This window comes from Gilliamella bombi, from assembly GCF_900103255.1.
GTDB classification, from domain to species: Bacteria; Pseudomonadota; Gammaproteobacteria; order Enterobacterales; family Orbaceae; genus Gilliamella; species Gilliamella bombi.
On the sequence record NZ_FMWS01000043.1, the window covers coordinates 27,152 to 33,893 of the forward strand.

A 6,742-nucleotide genomic window follows, 5' to 3' on the forward strand; every position below is an offset into this window, starting at 1 on the left:
TTATATAATAACGCATTCATTTTCGCTTGAGTATGTAATAAATGACACAATTAAGCCCTGCCGCGCAAAAAGTCAAAGAAGCCCTTGCAGCTAAAAATCTTGAAACACCATTATGCCGTCTAGTTATAGATAATAATGAGCGTAAAGCAAAAATCGAGTCGCATTTTCGTGAAATTATGAAGCTAATGGAACTTGATCTATCTGATGATAGCCTTGCACAAACTCCTCACCGCGTGTCGAAAATGTATGTTGATGAGATTTTTTCTGGTCTTTATTACGAAAATTTTCCAAAAATTACGTTAATCGAAAATAAAATGCAAGTTGATGAAATGATAACGGTTCGCGATATTACACTAACTAGTGTCTGTGAACACCATTTTGTCACAATAGACGGTAAAGCAACGGTTTCTTATATTCCCAAAGATAAAGTCATTGGTTTATCGAAAATTAATCGAATTGTAACTTTTTTTTCCCAACGCCCTCAAGTACAAGAAAGATTAACACAACAAATTTTAGTGGCACTACAAACACTACTAGGTACGGTTAATGTAGCGGTTTCTATTGATGCAACCCATTATTGCGTTAAAGCCCGAGGCATTAAAGACTCCAATAGTATTACAACAACAACTGCCCTCGGAGGTGGGTTTAAAACAAACCCAAGCACAAGGCAAGAATTTTTGCGAGCACTAAACCATTATTAATTTTATAAATGGGTATGTTTGAATCACAACAGTTTAAAGTATGACCGAGTCACTTAGCATTTTATCTCAAACAGTGAAAATGCTTGAAGAAAAGCGACAAAATCTAACTTTATATTGCGTGCATCTTCAAGAAAGATTGGTATAATTCTTGGTTACTTAATATAAATAACATTGTTTTCATGAAGATTATCCGTGGTATAACTAATCTAAAAAATCAGTTTTCTCAATGTGTTCTAACCTTGGGAAATTTTGATGGCGTGCATTTAGGACATCAACAATTAATTAACCATATTATTAAACAAGGTAAAAAACTCAATCTTCCCACTGTTGTGATGTTATTTGAGCCGCAACCACTAGAGTTTTTTGCCCAAGATAATGCGCCGTCACGTTTAACTTCATTTCATGAAAAAGTTATTTTTATTGAAAAATTAGGTATCGACTATATTATTGCTATTCCATTTACCCAAACTTTTGCCAATATGTCTGCCGATCATTTTATTCAAGATTGGTTGATCAATAAGCTACAAGCTAAATACATTACAATTGGTGATGATTTTCGGTTCGGATTTGAACGTAAAGGGGATATCAACCTTCTACAACAATATTCGCGAAATCATGATTTTGTAGTAGAAAGCATACCAACATTTGTTTGGAATAATTTTCGTATAAGTAGTACTGCTATTCGCCAAGCACTTTTGAATAGTGATTTTGAATTGGCTCATTGTCTATTAGGCCGTGATTATACAATTCAAGGTCGCGTAGTCCATGGCAATGCTTTAGCAAGGGAATTGGGATTTCCAACAGCAAATATTCACTTACATCGAAAAAAGCCTGCACTACAAGGAGTCTATTTTGTTAAAGTCAAAAATATCTGCAATAATCAGCATTATCACGGTATTGCCAATATTGGGATAAGACCAACTATTAATGGAAAAACCGCAATACTTGAAGTAAATCTTTTTGACTTTTCGAGTAATATATATGGACAATATTTAGACATAACGTTCATCAAAAAATTACGCGATGAGAAAAAATTTGACTCATTAGCAGAATTAAAACAACAAATTACACAAGATATTTGCACTGCGAAAAAGATCAGTGCAAAATTAACCAATAAAAAGTAGTATCAACACATTTAACTGGAATAAATCAGCATGACAGACTATAAAAATACATTGAATCTACCGGAAACTGGATTCCCAATGCGAGGAGATCTTGCTAAACGCGAACCAGCAATGTTACAAAATTGGTACGATAAAGAACTTTATCGCAAAATTCGCTCGGCCAAAAAAGGTAAAAAAAACTTTATTCTGCATGATGGCCCTCCTTATGCAAACGGAAAACTACATATTGGTCACGCCGTTAATAAAATCCTTAAAGATATTATTATCAAATCAAAAGGGTTAAGCGGTTATAATTCCCCTTATATTCCAGGATGGGATTGTCATGGCTTACCGATTGAACAAAAAGTTGAAGAGCAAGTAGGAAAACCAGGTGTAAAAGTAACACCTGCTGAGTTTCGTCAAATTTGCCGCGATTATGCCGCTTCACAAGTTGAACTACAAAAAGCTGATTTTATCCGTATGGGCGTACTAGGTGATTGGCAAAACCCTTACCGTACAATGGACTACAATACCGAAGCGAATATTATCCGTGCGTTAGGTAGAGTGATAAAAAACGGTCATTTAGTTAAAGGCGCTAAACCTGTTTATTGGTGTACCGATTGTATGTCATCTTTAGCCGAAGCAGAAGTTGAATATTATGATAAATCATCGCCAGCAATTGATGTGAAATTTAAAGCTGTTGATAATCAAGCCGTAGCAAATAAATTTGGTATCAATACTGATTTAACCATTTATGCTGTTATCTGGACAACCACGCCTTGGACATTACCAGCTAGCCGAGGGATAGCTTTAAATGCTGATTTTGAATATCAACTTGTTCAAATTAATGATAAAGAGTGCTTAATTTTAGCAACTGATTTAGTTGAGTCTGTGATGCAACGTGCCAATATCGACCAATGGAAAGTATTAGGTAGCTGCCAAGGTAATGCTCTTGAGTTGTTACGTTTTAAACACCCATTCCTTGATTTTGATGAACCAGTTGTACTTGGCGAACACGTTACAATTGATGCAGGTACAGGAGCTGTGCATACCGCACCAGGACATGGTACAGAAGACTTTATGGTCGGTCAAAAATATGGTCTTGAAGTGGCAAATCCAGTTGGTGGTAATGGTTGTTACTTGCCTGGAACGGGCGCTGGTCTCGATGGGTTATTTGTGTTCAAAGCGAATAAAGTTGTCGTTGAAATGTTAAAAGAACATAACGCACTATTACACTTTGAAAATATTGAACATAGCTATCCATGTTGTTGGCGTCATAAAACACCGGTTATTTATCGTGCTACACCACAATGGTTTATTAGCATGGATAAACAAGGTCTGCGAACACAATCATTAAAAGAAATTAAACAAGTTCGTTGGATCCCTGATTGGGGACAAGCACGCATTGAAACCATGGTTACTAATCGCCCTGATTGGTGCATTTCTCGCCAACGCACATGGGGTGTACCTATGACGTTGTTTGTTCACAAAGAGACCGAAGAACTTCATCCAGATACACTAGCATTAGTTGAAAAAGTTGCACAGTTAGTTGAAAAAGATGGCATTCAAGCTTGGTGGGATGCTGATATTAAAGATCTTTTAGGTCCTGATGCTGATGATTATCGTAAAGTACCTGATACGTTAGATGTTTGGTTTGACTCAGGATCAACATTCTCTTCTGTTGTGCGTGCACGCCCTGAATTTGAAGGACATGATGCAGAACTTTATTTAGAAGGTTCAGATCAACATCGTGGTTGGTTTATGTCTTCATTAATGTTATCAACAGCAATTGATAATAAAGCCCCTTATAAACAAGTATTAACACATGGTTTTGTGGTTGACGGTCAAGGCCGTAAAATGTCTAAGTCACTAGGTAATATTGTGACACCACAAGAAGTGATGAACAAACTTGGGGCTGATATTTTACGCCTATGGATTGCATCGACCGATTATTCAGGCGAAATGAGTTATTCGGAAGAAATTATCAAACGAGCTGCCGATAGTTATCGCCGTATTCGTAATACCGCACGTTTTTTACTGGCAAATTTAAATGGATTTGATCCAGCTAAAGATATGGTAAAACAAGAAGATATGGTTATTCTTGATCGCTGGGCAGTTAGTATGGCAAAAGAAGCACAAGAACAAATTATTCAGGCTTATGAAAATTATGATTTCCATAAAGTCGTACAACGTATTATGCAATTTTGCTCAATCGAAATGGGATCATTCTATTTAGATATTATTAAAGATCGCCAATACACAGCAAAAAGTGATAGTATTGCCCGTCACAGTTGCCAAACTGCTTTATATCATATTGCGCAAGCAATGGTTCGTTGGATTGCACCTATTTTATCATTCACTGCTGATGAAATTTGGCAATATCTGCCAATGGCTGATAAACAAGAATTTGTTTTTGAAGATGAGTGGTATACAGCACTATTTACATTGCCAGAAAGCGAAGCATTAAATAGCGAATATTGGGCTCAGATTTTAGCCATTCGTAGCGAAGTGAATAAAGTGCTTGAACAAGGTCGTAATGATAAAGTGATTGGTGGTGCACTTGAAGCTGCTGTTACGCTTTATGCTGATAAAGATATTGCAGCAACATTAGCTAAATTAGAAAACGAATTACGCTTTGTATTACTAACATCACAAGCTAGCGTAAAACCATTACAAGAAGCACCAGAAAATGCAGTGCAAAGCGATATTCAAGGACTAAAAATTGAACTCGCTAAAGCACAAGGTGATAAATGCCCTCGTTGTTGGCACTATACCGTCGATAATGAGCCAACATCACATTTATGTAAGCGTTGTGAAGAAAACATTCACGGCAAAGGCGAGGTAAGGCATTTCGCATAGCAACCTATTTAGTAAATTAAATGGAGCTATGCCAATCCCTTAAGCAATCTAGTACCTTTTCCGCCGACGATTGTCGGCGGAAACATAATAATGAGCACAAACTATATGAAAAAAGATAATGGACTTTACTGGTTATTATTTGCAATCATTGTTTTTATCATTGATATCGCAAGTAAATTTTGGATTATAAATAATTTCTCGCTATTTGAATCAGTGAATCTTTTGCCATTCTTCTCTATCACTTATGTACGCAATATTGGCGCTGCCTTTAGCATTTTTGAAGGGCAACGTATGATGCTTGCTGCTATCGCTTTAATTATCAGTGCCGTGATAGTACGCATGTTATACCGCAACACTTGCCAACAAAAATTAGAGAACTTGTCGTTATCAATGATTTTAGGCGGTGCATTAGGTAATTTATTTGATCGTCTTTATCATGGATTTGTGATTGACTTTTTAGATGTCAATTTTGGTGACTGGCACTATCCAACTTTTAATATTGCTGACTGTGCAATCTGCGTTGGTATTGGACTATTTATTTTCAGTAATTATAAAAAACCAAAGAAGACTGTATAGTATGCAAATTATTTTGGCCAATCCTCGCGGTTTTTGCGCTGGTGTTGATCGTGCTATCACAATTGTTGAACGTGCACTAGAATTGTTTGGCGCACCAGTTTATGTCCGTCACGAAGTAGTACACAATCGCTATGTCGTTAATCGCCTAAAAGAATTAGGGGCAATTTTCATTGAAGATATTAGCGAAGTACCCGATAACTCAATTCTTATCTTTTCAGCGCATGGGGTGTCTAAAGCTATCCGTGAGGAAGCCAAACAACATAAACTCCGTGTTTTTGATGCCACTTGCCCACTTGTAACCAAAGTACATATGGAAGTGGCTAGATCGAGTTATCGTGGTGAAGAGGTTATTTTAATCGGCCATGCTGGGCATATTGAAGTAGATGGTACAATGGGACAATATAACAATCCCGAAGGTGGCATTTATTTAATCGAATCAATTGATGATGTAAAAAAGCTACAGGTAAAAAACGAAAATAATCTTTGCTTTACCACTCAAACAACTTTATCCGTTGATGATACGGCTCAAATTATAGATGCTTTAAAAAAACGTTTTCCTAATATTCGCAGCCCACGCAAAAATGATATCTGCTATGCCACAACCAATCGCCAGCAAGCAGTGAAACAGTTATCATCACGCGCAGACATTGTTTTAGTCGTAGGTTCTAAAAATTCGTCTAATTCAAATCGCCTAGCCGAGCTAGCAAGGCGAAACAGCAAACAAGCTTATTTAATTGATTTTGCATCTGACATCCAAAAAGAGTGGTTAATAAACGCACATACAATCGGCGTAACAGCAGGTGCTTCTGCGCCTGAGATTTTAGTACAACAGGTGATTGATCATTTAAAAAGCTTAGGTTGCACATCGCTTATTGAAACAGATGGCATTTTAGAAAATATCACTTTTGAAATTCCAAAAGAACTTCGAATTGACATTAAATCAACCTGATTTAAGAAGACTTAAGTCCCTCAAATTTTACTAATAACTCTTCTTTTGTTTCAATATGTTCAGGATCCGCAATAATAGCATTTTGAATAGGGCAGACTCGCTGACAAGTCGAATGATCATAATAACCGACACATTCTGTACATTTATTGGGATCAATTTCATAAGTATCAAACCCCATTGAGATTGCCTCATTTGGGCACTCAGGCTCACACATGTCACAATTAATACACTTATTGGTTATTTTTAACGCCATTGCTATTCTAACTTTACTAATTAAAAAATTAGCGCCATTATAGCGTAATCACCAATAAATCCGAATAAAGATCGCATTATCGCTTATTGAGTAGTTCAATCTTTGCAAAAAATTTTAGAAAATCATACTGCTTGTTTTCGTATTTATATTCAACATGAAGTCTTTCACTGTTATAGATGGCTAATCATTCTTCAGTTACTATCCTTGTTTGCCTCTAGATTATTAAATAGATATAAATTCAATAATTTTGTACGATAGGTACGATTAAATCAAGATCGGAAGAGCGTCGTGTAGGGAAAGA

At 36.4% G+C, this 6,742-nt stretch carries 6 protein-coding genes; 5 read left to right on the forward strand and 1 reads right to left on the reverse strand.

Features of this window, described 5'->3' with window-relative positions; genetic code table 11:
- Positions 1–41: 41 nt before the first annotated feature.
- The 5 genes from folE (at position 42) to ispH (ending at position 6,188) form a co-directional block, all read left to right on the forward strand.
- Positions 42–701, forward strand: a complete 660-nt coding sequence (folE, locus tag B9N71_RS08840; protein ID WP_034911276.1) for a GTP cyclohydrolase I FolE — start codon at positions 42–44, stop codon at positions 699–701.
- Between the two features lie 179 nt (positions 702–880).
- Entirely contained in the window at positions 881–1,825 is a 945-nt protein-coding gene (gene ribF, locus B9N71_RS08845; protein WP_085165604.1) for a bifunctional riboflavin kinase/FAD synthetase, read from the forward strand.
- Between the two features lie 30 nt (positions 1,826–1,855).
- Positions 1,856–4,663 carry an isoleucine--tRNA ligase gene (ileS, locus tag B9N71_RS08850; protein WP_085165606.1) on the forward strand — a complete coding sequence of 936 codons (2,808 nt, stop codon included), beginning with the start codon at positions 1,856–1,858 and terminating at the stop codon, positions 4,661–4,663.
- Positions 4,664–4,753: 90 nt separating this feature from the next.
- Positions 4,754–5,239 carry a signal peptidase II gene (gene lspA / locus B9N71_RS08855; protein WP_202961547.1) on the forward strand — a complete coding sequence of 162 codons (486 nt, stop codon included), beginning with the start codon at positions 4,754–4,756 and terminating at the stop codon, positions 5,237–5,239.
- A 1-nt stretch (position 5,240) separates the two neighbouring features.
- Positions 5,241–6,188 (forward strand): 4-hydroxy-3-methylbut-2-enyl diphosphate reductase, encoded by a 948-nt coding sequence (gene ispH, locus B9N71_RS08860; protein WP_085165608.1) that lies wholly within the window; start codon positions 5,241–5,243, stop codon positions 6,186–6,188.
- Position 6,189: 1 nt separating this feature from the next.
- Here the strand turns inward: ispH and B9N71_RS08865 are convergent, their stop codons facing one another.
- The gene (locus B9N71_RS08865) at positions 6,190–6,441 is read right to left on the reverse strand and encodes a YfhL family 4Fe-4S dicluster ferredoxin (protein WP_034911286.1); all 252 of its coding nucleotides are present in this window, start codon (positions 6,439–6,441) and stop codon (positions 6,190–6,192) included.
- Positions 6,442–6,742: the final 301 nt, after the last annotated feature.

Bases quoted from the DNA above. Each gene is read 5' to 3' on its own strand.
- folE (WP_034911276.1), top strand. From the start codon at position 42: ATGACACAATTAAGCCCTGCCGCGCAAAAAGTCAAAGAAGCCCTTGCA.
- ribF (WP_085165604.1), top strand. From the start codon at position 881: ATGAAGATTATCCGTGGTATAACTAATCTAAAAAATCAGTTTTCTCAA.
- ileS (WP_085165606.1), top strand. From the start codon at position 1,856: ATGACAGACTATAAAAATACATTGAATCTACCGGAAACTGGATTCCCA.
- lspA (WP_202961547.1), top strand. From the start codon at position 4,754: ATGAGCACAAACTATATGAAAAAAGATAATGGACTTTACTGGTTATTA.
- ispH (WP_085165608.1), top strand. From the start codon at position 5,241: ATGCAAATTATTTTGGCCAATCCTCGCGGTTTTTGCGCTGGTGTTGAT.
- B9N71_RS08865 (WP_034911286.1), bottom strand. From the start codon at position 6,441: ATGGCGTTAAAAATAACCAATAAGTGTATTAATTGTGACATGTGTGAG.